The 16132-nt window shown below is 63.3% G+C and carries 12 protein-coding genes; 3 read left to right on the top strand and 9 right to left on the bottom strand.

What is annotated here, in order from left to right; translation table 11 throughout:
* Window positions 1-27: 27 nt before the first annotated feature.
* On the bottom strand, window positions 28-1851 hold the full coding sequence (locus C0V76_RS18795; protein WP_216821799.1) for a choice-of-anchor I family protein: 1824 nt from the start codon (window positions 1849-1851) through the stop codon (window positions 28-30).
* A gap of 259 nt (window positions 1852-2110) precedes the next feature.
* Between C0V76_RS18795 and C0V76_RS18785 the strand changes: the two genes are divergently transcribed.
* Window positions 2111-4129, top strand: a complete 2019-nt coding sequence (locus C0V76_RS18785; RefSeq protein WP_101944445.1) for a phosphatase PAP2 family protein — start codon at window positions 2111-2113, stop codon at window positions 4127-4129.
* An 81-nt stretch (window positions 4130-4210) separates the two neighbouring features.
* On the opposite strand, the gene C0V76_RS18780 is transcribed toward C0V76_RS18785, so the two are convergent.
* The 4 genes from C0V76_RS18780 to C0V76_RS18765 form a co-directional block, all read right to left on the bottom strand.
* On the bottom strand, window positions 4211-4570 hold the full coding sequence (locus C0V76_RS18780; protein ID WP_101944444.1) for a translation initiation factor Sui1: 360 nt from the start codon (window positions 4568-4570) through the stop codon (window positions 4211-4213).
* Window positions 4567-5070, bottom strand: coding sequence for a YkgJ family cysteine cluster protein (locus C0V76_RS18775; RefSeq protein ID WP_101944443.1), 504 nt, complete (start codon window positions 5068-5070; stop codon window positions 4567-4569). Before C0V76_RS18775 ends, C0V76_RS18780 begins: the two co-directional genes overlap by 4 nt.
* Before the next feature lie 144 nt (window positions 5071-5214).
* Entirely contained in the window at window positions 5215-5991 is a 777-nt protein-coding gene (locus C0V76_RS18770) for a DUF5677 domain-containing protein (protein WP_101944442.1), read from the bottom strand.
* Window positions 5992-6183: 192 nt separating this feature from the next.
* The gene (locus C0V76_RS18765; RefSeq protein ID WP_101944441.1) at window positions 6184-8733 is read right to left on the bottom strand and encodes a carbohydrate binding domain-containing protein; all 2550 of its coding nucleotides are present in this window, start codon (window positions 8731-8733) and stop codon (window positions 6184-6186) included.
* Window positions 8734-8875: 142 nt separating this feature from the next.
* On the opposite strand from C0V76_RS18765, the gene C0V76_RS18760 reads away from it, so the two are divergent.
* Both C0V76_RS18760 and C0V76_RS18755 read left to right on the top strand, forming a co-directional pair.
* A complete protein-coding gene (locus C0V76_RS18760) occupies window positions 8876-9184 on the top strand; it encodes a hypothetical protein (protein ID WP_101944440.1) in 309 nt (102 codons plus the stop codon).
* A 15-nt stretch (window positions 9185-9199) separates the two neighbouring features.
* Entirely contained in the window at window positions 9200-9853 is a 654-nt protein-coding gene (locus C0V76_RS18755) for a YXWGXW repeat-containing protein (RefSeq protein WP_101944439.1), read from the top strand.
* Window positions 9854-9856: 3 nt separating this feature from the next.
* Here C0V76_RS18755 and C0V76_RS18750 read toward each other — a convergent pair whose 3' ends face one another.
* The 4 genes from C0V76_RS18750 to xylA form a co-directional block, all read right to left on the bottom strand.
* Window positions 9857-11119, bottom strand: a complete 1263-nt coding sequence (locus C0V76_RS18750) for an Hsp70 family protein (RefSeq protein ID WP_101944469.1) — start codon at window positions 11117-11119, stop codon at window positions 9857-9859.
* Window positions 11120-11241: 122 nt separating this feature from the next.
* A complete protein-coding gene (locus C0V76_RS18745; RefSeq protein WP_101944438.1) occupies window positions 11242-13134 on the bottom strand; it encodes an ABC transporter substrate-binding protein in 1893 nt (630 codons plus the stop codon).
* 46 nt (window positions 13135-13180) lie between these two features.
* Entirely contained in the window at window positions 13181-14713 is a 1533-nt protein-coding gene (locus C0V76_RS18740) for a family 43 glycosylhydrolase (RefSeq protein ID WP_101944437.1), read from the bottom strand.
* 71 nt (window positions 14714-14784) lie between these two features.
* A complete protein-coding gene (xylA, locus tag C0V76_RS18735) occupies window positions 14785-16098 on the bottom strand; it encodes a xylose isomerase (protein ID WP_101944436.1) in 1314 nt (437 codons plus the stop codon).
* Window positions 16099-16132: the final 34 nt, after the last annotated feature.

Raw genomic sequence — 16132 nt, 5'->3', positions numbered from 1 at the left:
CGGAAGGCCTTGCTGGAGCGCGCAGGCTCAGTAGCCCAGATTGAGCTGGTAGATCGCAGTCGTGCCACTCACTTCATTGCCCACAACCAGCAGCGGCTTGGCATTGGGCGAGTCGGATGCCTTGATGAAGGCCAAGCCTTCCGGACCATTGTCCCCGCTGGTGCCACTGCGCGTATTCAGATAAGTCACGAACACCGGCGCAGTCGGGCTGCTGATGTCATACACCATCACGCCTCCGATACGCTCCAAACCGATGAAGGCAAAGGTCTTGCTGCCGATGGCGGCCAGCACCACGCCTTCCGGTTCCGGGCCCTTGGCGGGGCTGCGCGAATCCTGGGTGTTGTTGTCGTGACTGGCGTTGAAGTTGGCTTCGCTCAGGGCAGTTGTCTTCTGCTCGAAGGCGTCGCCGGAGTCATAGATCTGAGTCGCATCCGTCCGCCAGATCGAGAAGGAACGGCCACCGAACGCATACAGTGCAGTACACACGCCGGTCGTGGCGTTCTTGCCGGTATCGCTGCTGCCGCCGTTGTAGTTGGCAGTAACTTTGAGACGACCGAGGTTGCTGTCCTTCACATCATTGGCGGAATCGGCCGACAGGCTGGCATCCAGCCCGCCAGTGCAATGCGCACGCACCCGCGCCTCTTCGGCAAAGCCGGTGTATTCGCGGGCGTCGCCCTCATTGGCCGTCACCAGATAAGTCGTGCCGCCCACCACATAGCTGGCGATCGCATCCGGCATGTACATGCCTTTCACCGGCACGGTGCGGATCTTGATGGCTGGCGCGCCGGAGTTGGTGTTGGTACCGCCGTCTTCATCACTGACGTCCATGCCGTAGCCGGCGATGCTGTGATCCTTCAGGCCCAGCGAGCGGATCGCGGTGATGCTTTTGCTGGCCAGATCCAGCTCGGCAATCGCGTTGTTCTCCTGCAGCGTGACCCATGCCTTGCTGCTGTCCGCCGCCACCGTGATGTACTCCGGCTCCAGATCCTGAGCCACCGTGGCGCCTGGCCCAAAGATACGCACGCCGGCAGTGCGCAGGCTGTCGACCTGGCTGTTGAAGCCCGCGAAGCCGGCACTCGTCACACTCATGCTGACACTGCTGACCGTGGGGCCCAGCGCGCCAAGCGTGATCACGCTAACAGAGCCTTCCGGATCCACCGAATCGGCCTGACCGTAGCTGTTCGGCTCACCTTCATTGGCCACCAGCAGATACTTGCCATCCGGCGAATAGGTAAGCATGTCCGGCAAGGCCCCCACCGTGGCAGTGCCGAGGGTGACGAGATCAGAGGCGCGCACCAGGGCCACGATGCCGTTACCGGTCTTGGGCGAAGCTTCGATGGCCAGGGCCACGACACCGTCGCGCACGGCCACGCTGTTGGCGCCACCGAGGCCACTGCCGAAGGTGGCTGTGCTGATCGAGCTGATCAGCACCGGGTTGGCCGGATCGGCCAGATTCAGCACATCCACCGTGCCGAGTGCGCCATTGATCACGAAGAGACGCTTGCTCGCCGGATCAAAGGCGGTGATTTCTGCCGACGACGCACCGCCACTATGGGTATAGCCACCAATCTTGACGAGACTCAGGCTGACCGGTGTGGCCTCCACGCTGCTGCTTGAGGACGAACTGCTCGAAGCGCGGGCCGCTGAGCTGCTGAGGCTGGACGACGCCCCAGCACTGGCGGCAGAACTGCTGGCCAGCGAGGCAGCACTCGCGCTGACGCTTACGCTGCTGCTCGAGGCGGCACCGATGGTTGTGTCACTCCCGGAACTGCCGCCGCCGCACGCGGCCAGCAGCACAAAAACGCCCAGCAGGCCACTTGCACCCACTCCCCCCGCAAGACTTTTTTTCATTGTTATGCACTCCGTGCGTGTTCAAGACAAGCCCGCGATTGTCACAAGCAAAAATGACCTTGCCGTGACAAATGCATGACACCCCTGCGACATGTCGTACCCACCAAGCCCAAGCTCGCAGTGCCTGCCCATGAAGCCGATGGTCGTCATCTCACTGCAACATAAAACGTACGCAACCGTATTCTTCCCGTAACAAAGCATCCTGATCATTGCCGGCTTTCCTGCCCCGCCGGGCAGACAACATCAGGGAGCAACAAACATGCAATCAGCATTTGAATTCCGGCGTAGTGCCGCCACCCTCGCGGTGCTCACCGCGCTGGGTCTGGTCGCCTGCGGTGGTGGCAGCAACAGCAGTGAGTCCACTGTCGCCGCGTCGAGCAGCAGCTCCGCCACCAGCACGTCGAGCAGTGCTGCAGCGCTCGTCATCCCGACGGAGCCGGTCGGCCTCGGTGTCGTTGAGACCGCCGACGCCCCCAGTGGCGTGCAGGCTTATATCGACACCGGCGCCAGCAACCAGCGCAACAATCCCTGCCAGGTCACGCTCGACACCAATGCCGGCGTGCGTGTGCTCAAAGGCTTCCTCGACCTGTGGACGCCCAGCAGCCTGAAAGTTGATGCCGGCGTAAGCCTCGCCGCCGCCAATGGCTGCGCGGCCGTAACCGCCTCCACCTGGAGCGGCATCCCTGGCGACTCCACCGATGGCAACGTCGTCAATGCCGCGCTGCATGCCGCCAATATCGACTACGTGAAGACCGCCACCAAGAACCGCACAAGCGACCAGGCGCTTGCCGCCTACATGGATGACCGCCGCAGCAAGGGCTTTTCCGTGTCCGATGGCATGGGCCCGCTCACCAGCCTCTGGCGCACAGGCACCGGCCAGACCAGCAGCATCGTTACCGTCGATCCGAACACCGCCGTCACCGCCGTATCCGACAGCGGGAACAACCTCGGCTCGACCACCTCGACCCTCGGCAGTGCTGTCAGCTTCATCGACAGCGGCAACATCACCGATGGCTCGGGCGAACCCGCCAAGCGTTTCTACAAATACGCCCGCCCCTGGCGCTGGAGCACGGACGTCAGCGTCGTACCGGCCCTTGAATCGGCCAAGAGCACCACGCCGACCACCGATGGCGGCTTCCCCTCGGGCCACACCGCCGAAGCCTGGCGCGATGTGCTGCCGATGGCCTACCTCTTCCCGCAGCGCTACCAGGAACTCATCACCCGCGCCATGGAAATGGGCGAGAGCCGCATCCTCGCCGGCATGCACTCGCCGCTGGACGTGATGGGCGGCCGCGTGCAGGCCACCGCCGTGGTGGCCTACGGTCTGACCAAGACCAGTATGGACAAGGCCGCCACCTACAAGCTGGTGCAGGACTACCTGATGACCCAGACCGGCACGAGCGATTTCAACGCGCTGCTTGAAAAGGCCCGCACCCCGGTCACCACCGACAAGAGCAGCGTCAACTACGACCGTTTCTCCGACTACGCCACGAACAAGAGCTTCTTCACCCAGAAGCTCACCTATGGTCTGCCCAAGATCAGCGCCAACGATGGCAAGGCCGCCACCGTGCCGAAGGGCGCCGAGATCCTGCTCGAAACCCGTCTGCCCTACCTCAGCGCCGCCCAGCGCCGCGTGGTGCTGAAAACCACCGAAATCGACTCGGGCTATCCGCTGGCCAATGATGAAGAAGGCTGGGGCCGCCTCAACCTCTTCGCCGCAGCGGATGGTTACGGCGCCTTCAACGGTGACGTGGCCGTGACGATGGATGCCAGCCTCGGCGGTTTCAATGCCAAGGACTCCTGGCGCAACAACATCGCCGGCGCCGGCAAGCTCACCAAGCTCGGCAGCGGCAGCCTGCGCCTGGCTGGCAGCAACAGCTACAGCGGCGGCACAGTGATCACGGCCGGCACCCTGGCGGCGGATTCCGCCAGCGCCTTCGGCAAGGGCGATGTGTTCATGAAGGGCGGCAAACTCGAATGCGCCGCCCCGGCAGCACTCGCCATCACCGGCGCCTACACCCAGACCGCCGGCGAGCTGGCGCTGGTCATGAGCGGTGCCGCCAAGGGCGTGCTGAACATCAGTGGCACCGCCACCCTGGCCGGCGGCAGCCTCGTCGTGAGCTTCTCAGGCTACACCCCGAAGGCAGGCGACACCCTCAGCGTGATCAGCGCCGGCAAGCTCGCTGGCACGTTCAGCAGCGTCACGGTGGCTGGCTTCAGCAAGATCACCACCACCTACACGGCCACCGGCGTGCAGATCCGTCTCGACGGCGTGTAATCGGCAGCCCTCAAGCCAGAAAGACAAAAGCCCGTCCGGCGCAAGCCGAACGGGCTTTTTCACAGGGCAAGATTTGCGACTTCAGCCGCCCGCACGCTTCACCGTAAAACCTTCGGCCTTCAGGCGTGCCATCACCAGCTCGCAGTGGTCGCCCTGAATCTCGATCACCCCATCCTTGGTCGTGCCACCCGTGCCGCAGGCCGCCTTCAGCTTCTTGCCCAGCGCGGCGAGTGCCGCAGCCTCCAGCAACACGCCCTTGATCACCGTCACGCACTTGCCGCCCCGGCTCTTGGTGTCGCGCGACACCCGCACGATGCCATCGCCCGCCGGCACCACCGCCTGCTTGCAGGCGCAGGCCGCCACCGGCTGACGACAATCGGGACAGGTACGACCATGCTCGGTCGAATACACCAGCCCGCCGTTGCCACTTTTCGATTTCATGCCTGCTCCTTCTGCCAGCGGGCAAACCATTCGGTCAGCGCGCGTACTTCGCCCAGCGCGGCCAACTCACGATCAATCACATCGTGATTGCCCCACACCACCTCCGCCAGCTTACCTTCCGCCACCTGCGCCTCGATATCGCCGCAATACAGGCCCAGCTCACGCTGCACATAAAAACCATAAGTGCGACACGCCACCGGGCGCTGCGCATACACCGGGCAAGCATTACTCACCTGATCCAGCATCGGACACACCACCGGCCGCGCGGGCTGGCTCACCAAACGGGACATCGCCTCGCTTACCTGCGCCAGACGCTCCGCCGGCAAAGCGGCCAGCCCCTTCTGCAGCAAGCGCCATTCGGCAGCCGTCAGCAAAGGCACGTCCGACAGCTTGCGACAGCAGTTCGCACATCCCTTTCCGCAGAGCCAATCGGGGGTTTCAGCGCGAATAAAATCGACGCGGCGGTCGATGTCGGAATGGAGTTGGGTGAGTTGATTCATGGATAAGTGCTCGCTGCGCACCGATGCGCCGGACAGATTCTAAGCGCCGACGGTCAAAGTACAGGTAGCCCGGATGCAGCACAGCGGAATCCGGGATTCAGCCTCACATAGACAAGCCCCGGATTCCACTCTGTTTCATCCGGGCTACTTGCTTTGAAGTCTCAGATTCTCTGCATTGATATGCTCGACCATTGCAGTCACACGCTCAGGATCACAGTCCGTAAAGCGATGAAATTGGCTAAGGGCGATACTCAGCAATCGTATGGCTATGCTCAACAACATTCGATGCACGGCGGCGCTAGGTGGCCGGCAATAAGCAAGGGAACCATCATCATGGGCATGCCGGGCCATGAGTGACGTCAAGTTCGGGTGGGTCAGTCCACATAACAAACTGTAAAGACTAGGCAGCTCTTTTTGCCTTGTGTTTTCGATCTTTCGGGAACGTGCTTGCTCCTTTGCCTTTTCTCTTGCTTCGATTTCCGCCTGCAGGTCTTTCAACTCGCGTGCCATTGGCTCCTCAAGCTCGACGCCATAAATTGCTTTGACATAAGCATCGAAGACCTTATGGTCGGAATGTGCATTCTCAGTTTTCAACTGATCGACATAGGCTGGGTCATTCAGCACGTTGATCAGATCAACTAGGTATTCCAACATGCACCGAATCAGGCTAGGAGCGTGCGTGCCAGCATGATGGTCGAACAAGCACAACGCGGCGCGATATTGCTCAAGAATGGATAGAACATAGAGATGGGCTACACGGCCGTCTTTCGTCTCCTTAGTCCTTGCGCCAAACAATAAGTCTTCACCCTGTTTAAGGGCATCTTCTGCAAGGCTTCTGAGCTGCTGAAGGTTTTCCATTGTGCTTTTTTTGAGATCGTCGTAAGCCTGCTGGGACAGCGTGGCCTCTGCGAGCCCGCTCATTTCAAAACCGCAATCACTTTATCTGAATCTCATACCACAGCTTCCACCAAGTATCCCTCGCTCAAGCGTGGCACGCTCGCTGCCAGCCGCGTAGGGTGCGCTCCGCGCACGCTGAACCAGCGCTTCTCCCGCGCGACGCCCTAACAGACGCCAGAAACGGACGAAACCTAGGAGTGGTGCGCAATGCGCACCCTACTTTATTTCGATTTCATACCACAGCGTCCGCCACCCTTCGCCAATCTCCAGCGTGGCACGCTCGCGGCCCGTCACCCTGATTTCCTCACGCCGATTGCCGCGCTCGTCCAGCGCCCAGGCACGCACGCGGCTCGCCGCGACAGGCAGGCGGACGCGCGCAGCGAGGCCTTCGACCACGGTGGGCGCACTGCCGAAATTTCGGCCCACCGTCGTTTTCTTTTCGTCCAGCCAGCGCTGGCCGGTGTTTTCGACCTGACCCAGTGCGCTGATCAGCACGCGTCCCGGCCCAGTGAAATCGCGGCCTTCGATCAGGGTGGCGAGCAGCACGCCCCAGTCATTGCGCGCGCCAAGTAGCTCCAGCTCGATGCCGTTTGCATCGTAAGCTTTGCCCAGGCGCGCGCCGATCAGGCCCTTGCTGCGCGGGCTATCGATCACGACGGTCTTGCCCTGTACGCCGTCCACGCCCCACAGCAGTTCGCCGGTGTCGCTCTTCACGGGTAGCGGCAGCGCCGGTCCGGCTGGCGTGGCGATACTCACTTGTCTTGCAAGGCTGGCGTTGCGCGGCGCGCCGAGGAGATCGGCAGCGGGCATTTTGTAGGTGGCGCGCAGGCTATCGATCCACACGCTTTGTGCGGGCAGCGGATCGTTTTCCGGGCGGGCTGTGGCGATATCACCGCGCCGGAACAGGGCCGCTGCGGCGATGAAGCTGGCCATCTTGACCGGGTTGGCGTGGCTGTCGAAAAAGCGGTCGATCATGCCGCTGTCCCACTTGCCATCGTGCGCGCCGTAGCTGTAGAGGAAGAGGCCGTCCCAGTCCTGCAGCGCACCGTAGGCGGCGGCCAGCGGCAGGGCTTCGCCCTGGTAGTGGCTGGGATTCGAGTGGTTGTATTCGGTGACGATGAAGGGCTTGCCGGGATAGCGGCGCAGCGCGAGATCGGCCAGGGTGCCGGCGCCGTCGAGACCGGCCATGGGGGTGTTGGCGATCTTCCAGTTGTCGATGTCCCAGGGCTTGCCGGGGAAGTTCGGGTGCTGCCAGTAGGCGTGGCCATCGACCACGTCGAGCTGGCCTTGGATCGGCGCCGGGCTGTAGCTGACCTGGGTGCCGAGGATGAGCGGGCGAGCGCCCAGATCCGTTTTGAGAAACCGCTGGAAGCCAGTCCAGTAGGCGCTTTCGGCATCCCATAGAAACTGCACCCAGTCGCGCTGCTGCTCGCGGGTGCGGCTCATCAATTCATCGCTACCGAGAATGGCGACCGTGCCAGCCTCCAGCAATTCGCCTGCCTGCAGGCCCAGCACGCCGCCGGGGCGCAGGCTGGCGGACTGGATCTGCAGCTGGCCAGTGCCGAGCCCCAAACCGCCGAGGGTGAGGCGCGCCATCTCGTCGCCCTGCGACGGGGCGAAGCTGAATCGGTAGTCGCGCCAGCCAGTGCCAATTTCGATGCTCTGCGCCCACAGATGCTGCCAGGGTGCATGGGCCTGCATGGCTTGCAGGGCAATTTTCAGCGGTCTGTCGGCCCTGGCGCGGAAGCTCAGGGTATAGGGCTGATCCGCCTTGAAAGCGAGGCGACTCTGGTGCAACTGGGTGTGCCAGCTCTCCTTGCCAGGCGCCTGCATGGCGAGCGTGAGACTGCCATCAGCGGCCTGCGCCAACGCAGCCTGGGCGCCGCCAACGAGTTGCAGGTTCCAGCCGGACTCGCCCCCCTTCACGTTCGCAGCGCCCGCAAGCATCTCGGCGCCCAGCGGCTCCTCGCGCAAGCCCCAGGCTGCGCGCAGGGCGGCCGAATCCTTGTATCTGGCGCGCAGCCAACGCTGCCACTGCTGCTGCAACTCGCCGCGATAGGGCTCGCTCATGTCGTTGAGCCCGCCCACACGCCACTCGCGCAAGAGGCCGTTCTCATTATTGATTTCGATGAGCGCCACCGCCGGCTCGTCGACATAACGGTTGCCGGTGTAGGGGTTGCGATGCAGCAGCAGGTCACGAGCGAACTCGCGCTGCATCTCGATCATCGGCGGGAAAAAGTTGTCGACACCCTTCCAGTATTTCGGCGTGGGCTCGCCCCAGTCCTTGAAGCCCGGATACTTGCGGCCCACGTGCAGGTTGAGGTTGCTGTAGATGCCCTCGCGCTTGAGCGCGGCGATGAAGTAGTCGAGCCGCTCGAGCATGTCGGCGTCCAGCGTACGCATGTCTTTCTGCAGGAGGCCCCGGGGCACCGGGCTGGAATCCATGTGGTGAAAACGCACGATGTTGATGCCGAAGCGGGCCATGCGCGCGGCGAGCTTGTCGGCCGTCGCGTGATCCGGCGCCACCGAGCCAAAGACGATGTTCACGCCGAGAAAACGGATGCGCTCGCTGCCCACGCACAGATGACTGCCGCAGCGTGTGACAAAACCGCTCTTTCCCGCCGGTTTGGCGTTCCAGGCGGCGAGGTTGGTCAGGTTGGCACTGGCGTCATCCCAGGGCAGCACAAAGGGGAAAAGCTCGGCACCACGGGCCGGCGCCATGCACAGCAGCGCGCTCAGCAACAGAGCCTGCAGAAGGGTTTTCACGGGCGCACCTCCGGTGCATCAGGATGGGCAGCAGTGTACGCCGGCATCGCGCCAGGCTGACAGCTAGCTGACACCCGTCCACCCGCTTGCAGGCGGCGCGTTAATGGAAGCAGAGGCATCCGCCCCACCAAGGAGAATTTCGATGAAAACCCCGCGCCAGATCTTCCTCGCCCTGCTCGCTGCGGCCAGCCTGGCCGCCCCGGCCATCAGCCACGCCGAAACCGTGTTCGAGCGCTTCGCCCCACCCCTGCCACCGGTCATCGTGCCGCGCATCGTGATCGGTGGCGAACCGGCTCACGGCGGCTATCATCGCCCTCCCCCTCCGCCGCCGCGTTACGAGTACCGCCCGGCCCGGGAATATCACCACCATCACTACTATCACGACGAATACCGCTACCGTGACGCACGCCGGGACTACCACGATTATCCGCGTGGCCCGCACCGTTATTAATAACAGGAACCCCCGATGAACAAGACACTTGCAGCACTGCTGCTCACCGCCGGCCTGCTTTGCCCGCTGGCCAGCCAGGCTGGCGTATCGGTGGGCATCGACATCCACCTGCCCGGCGTAAGCATCGACATCTACGGCCCGCCGCCGCCGCCGCGCCATGAAGTCTGGCCCAAGCCGCGTCACGGTCATGTATGGCGCCCCGGTTACTGGCGCTGGGATGGTCGTGCGTATGCCTGGGTTGGCGGCATCTGGCTGCGCGAACGCCCGGGTTATGTGTGGATCCCCGAACGCTGGGACCACGACCGCGACGACTGGTATTTCCGCGCCGGGCGCTGGGAGCGCCATTCGGACTGGCGCGAGGCTCAGCGCAACGAGCATGAGCGCTGGCAGCGCTGGTATGAGGACGATCGCCGCCGCGAGGATGACTGGCGCCGCGACCATGACCGACGCGAACGCGACCGGAGCTTTCAGCGCGAGCGCGAAAAGCAGAACGAGCGCCGCGACGAGATCCGCCGCGACATGGAGCCGGTGCGCCGCGACTATGAGCGCCGCGAAGCCCCCAGGCAGGAACAGCGGCAGGACTCACGCGGCCCGGATCACAATGACCGCGGCGGTCGGCCGGACAATTCTGGCGGCAAGGGCGGCGGTCACGGCCACGGCCGCGACTAGGGCCTAGCCATACCGGCGCGCGGCCTCCACAGCGAGGCCCGCGCCGATACTGCCGAAGAGATCTCCCTCACAGGCACGCGCGCCCGGCAGCAGATGGCTGATGGCGGCGCGCAGTTGCGGCACACCGCTGCCGCCGCCGGTGAAGAACAGGGTATCGATATCGGTGCTGCGCAGATTGGCCTGCTGCAGCAATTCCTGCACGGTCTGCGCCACACGGCTGACCAGCTCGGCACTGGCGGCAGTGAAATCGGCGCGTGTAACCGGCGCGACAAGGCCCGGCCACAGCTCGGCCAGATCCAGCTGGCTGAGCTCCTCGGCGGAAAGATTGATCTTCACCTGCTCCACCTGCAGCGCCAGCCAGTGGCCGGCCCGGCGATCAATCAGGCGCGAGAGGCGATCGAGTTTTTCGCGCTCGCTGCTCATGCGGTAGAGCTGCTGGAAATCGTTCCAGGCGGTGCGCGTGTAAGCAAACGGAATGGTGTGCCAGGTGGCGAGCTGATAGAAGAGCTGCGAGGGCAGTTCGCCGCCGTTCTGGGTGCGGCTGCCCAGGCCCAGCAAGGGCATGGCGCTGGCGAGGTTGAGGGCGCGGTCGAAATCGGTGCCGCCTACGTGCACGCCGCCGTTGGCAAGCAGATCCTCACGGCGCTCATCACGCTTCGCCCGCTCAGGCGAGAGGCGCACCAGGGAGAAGTCCGCCGTGCCGCCGCCGATATCGGCAATCAGCACCAGTTCTTCGCGGGCCAGCGTGCGCTCGTAATGGAAGGCCGCACCGATCGGCTCGAACTGGAAGCTCAGCTCGCGAAAACCCGCAGCCCGCGCAATCTGCGCCAGGGTGTCCTCGGCAAGCTTGTCGGCCTCGGGCTTGCCATCCACGAAGAACACCGGGCGGCCAAACACCGCGCAATCGAAAGGCCGGCCGGCCGCCTCCTCGGCACGTCGCTTGATTTCGCGGATGAAGGTGGCGAGCAGCTCACGGAAAGGCAGGGCACGCCCGGCCACTTCGGTGGTGGCATCAATCAGCTGGCTGCCGAGCAGGCTCTTGAGCGAGCGCACCAGACGGCCTTCGTAGCCGTCGAGGTATTGCGCCATTGCGTCGCGGCCGAAGTGGGTGCTGTCTTCATCGGCATTGAAGAATACGGCCGAGGGCAAGGTGAGTTTGCCGTCTTCGAGCGACAGGAGGGCTTCGGCGCCGGGCCGGATCTGGCCAACGGTGGAGTTGGAGGTGCCGAAATCGACGCCACAGGCGCGGGCGGGAGTCTGAAACATGAAGCGTGCAGGTAAGGCGTGGCGGCCGCGCATCATAACGCAGGCCCAGCTCGCCTTCGCACGAAAAAATGGCCGCCGGGCAGGCTTGCCGGGCGGCCATTCTCAGGCGGGAAACGCTCCGCTTATTTGAAGAACCACTGCTGCGGCAGTGAGCCGGCCGGGGTGGCGTAAGGCCAGGCCCAGGGCATCTTCTCGTTCACATTGACCAGGCGCTTGCTCAACACCCCCAGCACCCGAGGCGTAGCGGTGGTGCCGATCACTTCGAACTCGTCGGCGGCCAACTGCAGAATCTGGCGCAGATAGCCATCGGCCTCGGCCTGGCTCTTGGCCACCTTCCACTTCTCGTCCAGCTCGATGCGCTTTTTCATCGAAACGCTCGGCTCCTCACCCTGCTTGCCGCCGCTCTGCGCCCATTTCACCCACAGCAGGCTCTGACGGGATTCGGTGGGGCTCCAGGCGAGCACGCCGGTCTTGTCGAACTGCGGATCAAGCCCGCCGCCGACCACGAAAATGGCCATCTCGTAGTCATTGGTGTTGGAGCGGTCGTAGAACAGCGAACGCTCCACCGGCTGGATCACCAGTTCAATCCCCACCTTGGACCAGTGCTTGCGCACCAGATCGAGGGTGTCGATGCCCCCCGTGCTGGCCGCCGGCACCAATGCGCCAATCGAAACGCGCCCACCGGAGGGGTACTGACGATAGCCTTCGGCATCGCGCTTGCTGAGGCCGGCCTTGTCGAGCAACTCATTAGCGGTCTTCAGGTCGGTCTTGGTGTATTGCGTCGCCAGTTGCTCGTTATAGAAGCGGTTGGACTTCTTCGGGCCGATCTGCCAAGGCAGGCTCTGGCCGAGATGGATGATCTCGTTGATCTCCTTGCGATCCATCGCCAGCGACAGTGCCACACGGAAATCCTTGTTACGGATCAGGCTGCGCAGCTTCTCGTTGCGGGTGCTGAAGTTCAGGAACAAGCCGGCCGAGTTGGAGCTGGCGTCTTCCATCTGCAACACCTTGTAGCCGCCCTTGGCAGCGCTCTCCGAGAGCACCGGCAGGTTGGGGGTACCGCCGATGTGACGGGACTGGAAGTCCAGCTGACCATTGATGGCCGCCAGCACGATGGTCTCCACTTCGGAAATCACCGCGAGGTTCAGCTCATCGATATAGGGCAGTTGCTGGCCCTTGCTGTCGACCTGCCAGAAGTAAGGGTTGCGCTTGAGGCGCACCTTGGCCGCGCTGCCGCCGTAAGGCTCAACGATCAGCCACGGATCCAGCGTGGGGCGCTCCGGGTTGGCCCAACGCGTGGGCGTTTCCTGGTCGCCGCACTTCATGCGCAACAGCATGCCCCAGTCCTTGGCATTGTTTTGCTTGAGCAGTTCATCGACCCTGCTGCTGTACTTCGGATGGTACTGGCTGCAGTACTTCTTCGAGTACAGCGTGGGGTATTGCAGGGTGGGGTGAGCCAGGATCTCGATGAAGGACACGTAGGGCGCGGCGAACTTGAAACGCACCGTGAAGTCATCCACTTTCTCGGTAACCACCGGCTTGTCCTGCACCTTGAAGAAGCTCGGCGGATTGGCCACGAAGCCCTTGTTGCCGAGCAGATCGTTCATGGTGAACAGCACGTCGTCCGCTGTGAAGGGGCTGCCGTCGGACCACTTCATGCCGCGCCGCAGCTTGAAGGTGTATTCGGAGGAGTCGGCGTTGGTTGTCCAGCTCTCGGCCACGTTCGGCACGATCTTGCTCATGTCGATATTCCAGCGCACCAGGCCCTGGTTGCCCACGATGCGCAGGATCGCGTTGCCATCGCCATTGCCGCGCAGCGCCGAGCGCAGGGTACCGCCATATTTTCCGGCCTTCTCCAGCGGCGTGATGACTTCAGGGTTTTCCGGCAGACGCTGCGCCACCGGCGGCAGCTTGCCTTCCTTCTCGAGTTTGTCCAGCACGGGCGCACTGGTATAAGCCTGCGCCGCCAACGGCAGGGTGAGGCTGGCCAGGACGGCCAGGAATCTGATCGACATGCTTGTCTCCTCTTATATGCAGCCGGTATCTCCCGGCCAGACTTGCTTACTTCGCTGCGAGCGCCTCGTAGCGGAAATTCCTGAATCGCACCTCGCCCTCCCCCGCCGCATACAGGCCGGGACGCAGGCTGAGAAAATCGAAAGCCACGTTGTGGTGGTAGCCGCTCACTTCCATCTGGGTCTGGAACTTGTGCCAGATGACGCCATCGGCGCTGGTGTGGAAGGTGACGATGTGATCGCGGTTGGTGACCCGCATGAAGAGACGCTTGCCATCCACATGCGGCGGAATCTTCATCTCGCGCTCAGTGCCGTAGCGATGCATCAGCAGCTGGCCCTGGTTGAAGCCCAGGCCCACGTAAAGCCGGCGGCTGTAGAAGAGCAGTACGCCCCCGGTAGCGCCCTCCCCTACTTCCACTTCAACCTCGAAGCGGTAGGCGCGATCGCCATTCACGCAGGTCAGCGGCGAGCAATCAGCCGGCGTCGTGCCACGGCCTGCTATCACCAGCGCGCCATTGTCATAACGGTGACGTACGCCATGCTCGGGCAGCGGATCATAGAAGCCCCACTGGATACCGAACTTGTCGCGCGAAAAATCGTCCGACAGCGCCAGCCCGTGCGGCACGGCGCGCCCCTCGACGGGCAGGCGGATCGGCTGTGCCACATCCACGCCGGTGACGCGGAACCAGCCATCCTCGGTCCACTCGATCGGTTCAAGCAGACACTGGCGGCCGAGGTTGTAGTAACCGTTTTCGTAGCCATGATAGACCATGTACCAAGCACCCGTGGGCCCCTCGACCAGCGTGGCGTGACCGCGCGACCACCAGGCTTCCTTCGGCGACTGGGTGCGCACCACCGGGTTGTTCGGTGCGTTCTCCCACGGCCCGTGGATGGATCTGGAGCGCGCCACCACCACCATGTGGCCGGTGGCAGGGCCGGCGGTGCCGCCCTCGGCGAGGATCATGTAGAAGTAGTCGCCATGGCGCGTGATCTTCGGCCCTTCCTGAGCGAAGTTCTCAACGTCCCACTCTTCCGGATACTGCCAGCCGTCATACACATGCTCCATCTCGCCGACGATGGAGAGGCCATCATCGGCCAGCTGCACACGGTCGCCGCCAGACAGGAAGAGGTAGCGCTTGCCGTCCTCACCCACGGCATGACCGGGGTCGATGCGCGGGTTGCCCAGATCGATCGGCTCGCTCCACGGCCCACGAATGTCGTCGGCCCAGATCACATAGATCGAGCCGCGCCCCTGCAGGCCCTGATTCTTGAGCCGGGTCGGGATGTAGAGGTAGTAGCGCCCCTCGTGCTTGGTGAGTTCCGGCGCCCACACCGAACCTATCGGCTTCTTCAAGGCGGCGCCGACCGGTTGCCAGTTCACCAGATCCTTCGAGTGCCAGATCACCAGACCGGGATAGGCATCAAAGGTGGAGAAGGTCATGTAGTAATCCTCGCCATCCTTGAGGATGGAAGGATCGGGGTGATCGCCCGGCATGATCGGGTTCAGGTAGAAACCGTTCCCCAGATCGGCCTTGCGCTGCCCCTCAGGGCCTTGGCCCCAGTGCGGTGTGCTGTTGCTCATTTCTTCTCCGTAGGGCGGACTTCAGGCCGCCAGACTGCATCGCGGCGAGCTGAAGCCCGCCCTACAATTTTTCAGCAAAAACGATTGAGGAGATTTTCATACCACTCCTGCCGCCCGGATACCGGCGCCACATCACGGTTGCCTTCCAGCACACGATCGGCCAGATCCGCGAGGCTCAGTTCCCCCCCCAGGATCCCCTGGCCCAGATCGCCGTTCCAGCCGGCATAGCGCTGATCGACGGCAGCTTGCAGACCACCATCCTTGATCATCTGCTCAGCGATCAGCAAGGCACGGGCGCACACATCCATGCCGCCGATGTGGGCCAGGAAGAGGTCCTCGGCGTCGATGGACTGGCGCCGAACCTTGGCATCGAAGTTCAGGCCGCCACTGCTGAAGCCGCCGTGCTTGTAGATGTGATACAGGGCCAGCGCGGTTTCCGGGATGTTGTTCGGGAACTGGTCGGTATCCCAGCCCAGCTGCGCATCGCCGCGGTTCATGTCGATGCTGCCGAAGATGCCCAGCGCCTGTGCAGTGGCAATCTCGTGCTCGAAGCTGTGGCCAGAGAGCGTGGCGTGGTTGGCCTCGATATTCACCGCCACTTCCTTTTCCAGCCCGTAGCGCTTGAGGAAGCCGTACACCGTGGCGGTGTCGAAATCGTACTGATGCTTGGAAGGCTCGCGCGGCTTCGGCTCAATCAGGATCAGGCCCTTGAAGCCGATGCGATGCTTGTGCTCCACCACCAGCGTCAGGAAGCGGCCAAGCTGGTCCATCTCGCGCGCGAGATCCGTATTCAGCAGGCTTTCATAGCCTTCACGGCCGCCCCACAACACATAGTTCTCGCCGCCGAGTTCCAGCGTAGCGTCCAGCGCATCACGCACCTGCGCGGCGGCCATCGCAAACAGCTCCGGATCCGGGTTGCTCGCCGCGCCGGACATGAAACGGCGATGGCTGAACAGATTGGCCGTGCCCCACAAGAGCTTCACGCCGGTACGCGCCTGATGCGCGGCGAGCTGAGTCACCATGTGGCGGAAGTTGGCGTGGGATTCGCGCGGCGTGGCGCCTTCCGGGGCCACATCGCGATCATGGAAGCAGTAATAGGGCACGCCCAGCTTGCTCAGGAACTCGAAAGCAGACTCAGCCTTCTGCTCGGCCAGCTGCAGGGGCGATGCGCCCTGAAACCACGGGCGCTCGAAGGTGTTACCGCCAAAGGGGTCACCGCCGCCCCAACAAAAGTTATGCCAGTAGCACACCGCAAAACGCAGCTGGTCTTCCATGCGGCGGCCCAGCACGACGCGGTCCTTGTCATACCAGCGGAAGGCGAGCAGATTGCGACTCTCCGGGCCCTCATAGGCGATGGCGGGAATGTTGGCGAAATAGGAAGTCATGAAGCAGAGTCCTTCAGGTTTGAATTCAGAAAAG

Origin of the sequence: Uliginosibacterium sp. TH139 (genome assembly GCF_002855595.1) — a bacterium.
GTDB classification, from domain to species: domain Bacteria; phylum Pseudomonadota; class Gammaproteobacteria; order Burkholderiales; family Rhodocyclaceae; genus Uliginosibacterium; species Uliginosibacterium aquaticum.
This window is presented reverse-complemented; position numbering and strand designations above follow the sequence as displayed.

Excerpts from the sequence above, each read along its gene's own strand:
- C0V76_RS18795 (WP_216821799.1), bottom strand. The coding sequence starts at position 1,851 with ATGAAAAAAAGTCTTGCGGGGGGAGTGGGTGCAAGTGGCCTGCTGGGC.
- C0V76_RS18785 (WP_101944445.1), top strand. The coding sequence starts at position 2,111 with ATGCAATCAGCATTTGAATTCCGGCGTAGTGCCGCCACCCTCGCGGTG.
- C0V76_RS18750 (WP_101944469.1), bottom strand. The coding sequence starts at position 11,119 with ATGTTTCAGACTCCCGCCCGCGCCTGTGGCGTCGATTTCGGCACCTCC.
- C0V76_RS18770 (WP_101944442.1), bottom strand. The coding sequence starts at position 5,991 with ATGAGCGGGCTCGCAGAGGCCACGCTGTCCCAGCAGGCTTACGACGAT.
- C0V76_RS18740 (WP_101944437.1), bottom strand. The coding sequence starts at position 14,713 with ATGAGCAACAGCACACCGCACTGGGGCCAAGGCCCTGAGGGGCAGCGC.
- C0V76_RS18760 (WP_101944440.1), top strand. The coding sequence starts at position 8,876 with ATGAAAACCCCGCGCCAGATCTTCCTCGCCCTGCTCGCTGCGGCCAGC.
- C0V76_RS18755 (WP_101944439.1), top strand. The coding sequence starts at position 9,200 with ATGAACAAGACACTTGCAGCACTGCTGCTCACCGCCGGCCTGCTTTGC.
- xylA (WP_101944436.1), bottom strand. The coding sequence starts at position 16,098 with ATGACTTCCTATTTCGCCAACATTCCCGCCATCGCCTATGAGGGCCCG.
- C0V76_RS18775 (WP_101944443.1), bottom strand. The coding sequence starts at position 5,070 with ATGAATCAACTCACCCAACTCCATTCCGACATCGACCGCCGCGTCGAT.
- C0V76_RS18780 (WP_101944444.1), bottom strand. The coding sequence starts at position 4,570 with ATGAAATCGAAAAGTGGCAACGGCGGGCTGGTGTATTCGACCGAGCAT.
- C0V76_RS18745 (WP_101944438.1), bottom strand. The coding sequence starts at position 13,134 with ATGTCGATCAGATTCCTGGCCGTCCTGGCCAGCCTCACCCTGCCGTTG.